3 protein-coding genes are annotated in these 3,143 nt (G+C 75.0%); 2 read left to right on the top strand and 1 reads right to left on the bottom strand.

The window, feature by feature from the left end; translation table 11 throughout:
* Positions 1–1,104, bottom strand: a 1,104-nt coding sequence (locus HGA02_RS14260; RefSeq protein ID WP_168679625.1) for a DEAD/DEAH box helicase, incomplete at its 3' end; no start/stop codon positions are given.
* 277 nt (positions 1,105–1,381) lie between these two features.
* On the opposite strand from HGA02_RS14260, the gene HGA02_RS14255 reads away from it, so the two are divergent.
* Positions 1,382–2,017 carry a CYTH domain-containing protein gene (locus HGA02_RS14255; RefSeq protein ID WP_168679623.1) on the top strand — a complete coding sequence of 212 codons (636 nt, stop codon included), beginning with the start codon at positions 1,382–1,384 and terminating at the stop codon, positions 2,015–2,017.
* Positions 2,018–2,107: 90 nt separating this feature from the next.
* A complete protein-coding gene (locus HGA02_RS14250) occupies positions 2,108–3,046 on the top strand; it encodes a VOC family protein (protein WP_168679621.1) in 939 nt (312 codons plus the stop codon).
* Positions 3,047–3,143: the final 97 nt, after the last annotated feature.

The raw sequence follows: 3,143 nt of genomic DNA, 5'->3' as shown, positions 1-3,143 counted from the left end.
CTGCGCGGTGATCTTGGCGGCCCGCGTGAGCGCGCGGACGTCGGCGCGCTGCTCGGGGAGGACGAGCGTCACGACGTCGCCGCCGGCGCCGGCGCGCGCGGTGCGGCCGGAGCGGTGCAGGTACGCCTTGTGCTCGGCGGGCGGGTCGACGTGCACGACGAGGCCGACGTCGTCGACGTGGATCCCGCGCGCGGCGATGTCGGTCGCGACGAGGACGCGGACCGCTCCGGTCGAGAACGCCTCGAGGTTGCGCTCGCGCGCGCCCTGGCCGAGGTTGCCGTGCAGGTCGACCGACGGGATGCCGTCGGCGGTGAGCTGCTTGGCGAGCTTCTTGGCCTGGTGCTTGGTGCGCGTGAACAGCACGCGACGGCCGGTGCCGGACGCGAGGGCGCGCACGACGGCCTTCTTGCTGTCGGCGTCGGCGACCTCGAGCAGGTGGTGCGTCATCGCGGCGACGGGGGACTGCGCGGTGTCGACGGCGTGCTCGACGGGCGTGGTGAGGTAGCGCTTGACGAGCACGTCGACGCCGTTGTCCAGCGTGGCCGAGAACAGCAGGCGCTGACCGGTGCGCGGCGTGCGGTCGAGCAGGCGCTTGACGACGGGCAGGAAGCCGAGGTCGGCCATGTGGTCGGCCTCGTCGAGGACGGTGACCGCGACGTCGTCGAGCGACACCAGGCCCTGCCGGAGCAGGTCCTCGAGGCGGCCGGGGCACGCGACCAGGATGTCGGCGCCGCGCTGGAGTGCGGTGACCTGGCGGGACTGGGCGACACCGCCGAACACGACGGTGGTGCTCAGGCCGGCGGCCGCGGCGAGCGGGGCGATCGTGGCGTCGATCTGGCTCGCGAGCTCGCGGGTCGGCGCGAGGACGAGCGCACGGGGGCGCGACGGCGCGGTGCGACGTCCGGCGGCCGCGGTGCGCGCGACGACGGGGATCGCGAACGCGAGCGTCTTGCCGGAGCCGGTGCGGCCGCGGCCGAGGACGTCGGTGCCGGCGAGCGAGTCGCGCAGCGTGGCGGTCTGGATGGGGAAGGGGCTGGTGATGCCGTCGTCCGCGAGGGTGCGGACGAGGACGGCGGGCACGCCGAGATCGGCGAAGGTGGTCACAGGTGGGGGCCTCTCGGGGAGGGTCGTCGGAGCCGCCGCAGGTTCGACCGGGGGTCTCCACGACGCGGGGCGCGCGGGTGTCGCGCTGCCCGGGGATGTCACCAGGGTCTCACACACCGGGCCGGACGTGCCTGTGACGTCCACCGCGACGTCCACCGCCGGGCGCGCCGGGCGGTGCCGCGGTCGGGGCGTCGCGCCGCCTCCCGTGCCGCGGTGTTCCCGCTGGCTACGCTCGGGGGATGCACACCACGGGGTCCCGCACGGGGCGGTCGGGCCGATGAGCGACACGGGCTACGGCGACTTCGAGTTCGAGCGCCGCTTCTTCGTCGACCGGCTGCCCACGGAGCTGCTCGAGGAGACACCGACCCTCATCGTGCAGAGCTACCTGCTCGCGGAGGACGGGTTCGCGGTGCGGGTGCGCGCGCAGGCCTCGGGGATCGAGGGCATCGACCCGCACGCCGACGAGCTCGCGGTGCTCGAGGCGCACCTCGACGCGGTCGACTTCTGCGCGATCACGGTCAAGGGCCCGATGGTCGAGGGCACCCGCTACGAGGCCGAGCGCGAGCTGGACCCGCTGGTCGCGGTCGAGATCGTCCGGCGCGCACCGGCGCGCGTCGCGAAGCTGCGGCACTCGGCGTGGCTCGGGGCGGACGGCTGGGTCATCGACGTGTTCGCGGGCGGCAACGCGCCGCTCGTCGTCGCGGAGGTGGAGCGCGGCGGGCCGGTCACGGACCTCGTCGTGCCGGACTTCTGCACGACCGAGGTCACGACCGACGCGCGCTTCGCGAACGACGGCCTGGCGCGGCGGCCGTTCGGGGAGTGGGCCCGGGAGTGGCGCGCGGAGCTGCTCGCGACCGGGCCGCGGTTCCTGACCGGGCTGGGCCACAACCACCTCCCGGGCGAGACGGACTGACCTCGGCGGGGTCGACCGCCGGTGCGCTCCGGGAACAAAGTTGAATCATCAACTATTGTACGGAGGAGAGAGCCCACCCAGGAGGTCCGCATGTCCACCGCTCCCACCCCCGGCCAGGGTGCCGCCGTCCGCAGCGTCGCCCGTGCCCCGCACGACTCCATCGCCGCCGGCACCGGCATGGACGCCGTGACGCTCCTCGTCGGCGACCTCGACCGGCAGCTGCGGTACTACCGCGACGCGATCGGCCTCGACGTGCTGCCCGACCCCGGCGAGCGGTTCGGCGACGCGCGCCCGGACGTCGTGACCCTGGGTCGCGGCACCACGCCGCTCGTCGTCCTGCGGCACACGCCCGACCTCCCGCCCGCGCAGCGCGGCTCGGCCGGCCTCTTCCACACCGCGCTCCTGTTCGACGACCGCGCGGGCCTCGCCGCGACGCTCGCGTCCGTCGCCCAGCGCGCCCCCGAGACCTACGTCGGCTCCGCCGACCACCTCGTCTCGCTCGCCTTCTACCTCACCGACCCCGAGGGCAACGGCGTCGAGCTCTACTGGGACCGCAGCCGCGACCAGTGGCAGCACGACGCCGACGGCCGCGTCGTCATGGACTCGCTGCGCCTCGACCCGAACGGGTTCGTCCGCGACAACCTCGCGCAGGACCTCGACGAGCGGCCCGAGGGCGACGCCGTCGTCGGGCACGTCCATCTGCAGGTCGGCGACGTGCCGTCCGCCCGCGCGTTCTACGTCGACGCGCTCGGCTTCGACGTCACCGCCGAGTGGCACGGCGCGCTGTTCGTGTCCGCGGGCGGGTACCACCACCACCTCGCGATGAACACGTGGAACAGCGCCGGCGCGGGCCCGCGGGCGTCCGCGCTCGGCCTCGGCGAGGTGCGGATCGTCGTGCCCACCGCCGACGACCTCGGTGCGCTCGCGGACCGCGTCGCGTTCGCCGGGACGCGTCCCGTCGACGACGGCGCGACGCTGCTGTTCGAGGACCCGTGGCGCAACGTGGTCCGGGTGAGCGCCGCGGCCTGACGCCGCGCTCCGCCACGCGCGGGCGACTGCTGGGACGAAGGGCCGGCCGCGCGTGCCGTCCGCAGGACGCTCAGGCCGTCCAGGCCCGGTGCTTCGG

Source organism: Cellulomonas septica (assembly GCF_012396155.1).
Lineage (GTDB): Bacteria > Actinomycetota > Actinomycetes > Actinomycetales > Cellulomonadaceae > Cellulomonas > Cellulomonas septica.
This window is presented reverse-complemented; position numbering and strand designations above follow the sequence as displayed.

Excerpts from the sequence above, each read along its gene's own strand:
- HGA02_RS14250 (WP_168679621.1), top strand. The coding sequence starts at position 2,108 with ATGTCCACCGCTCCCACCCCCGGCCAGGGTGCCGCCGTCCGCAGCGTC.
- HGA02_RS14255 (WP_168679623.1), top strand. The coding sequence starts at position 1,382 with ATGAGCGACACGGGCTACGGCGACTTCGAGTTCGAGCGCCGCTTCTTC.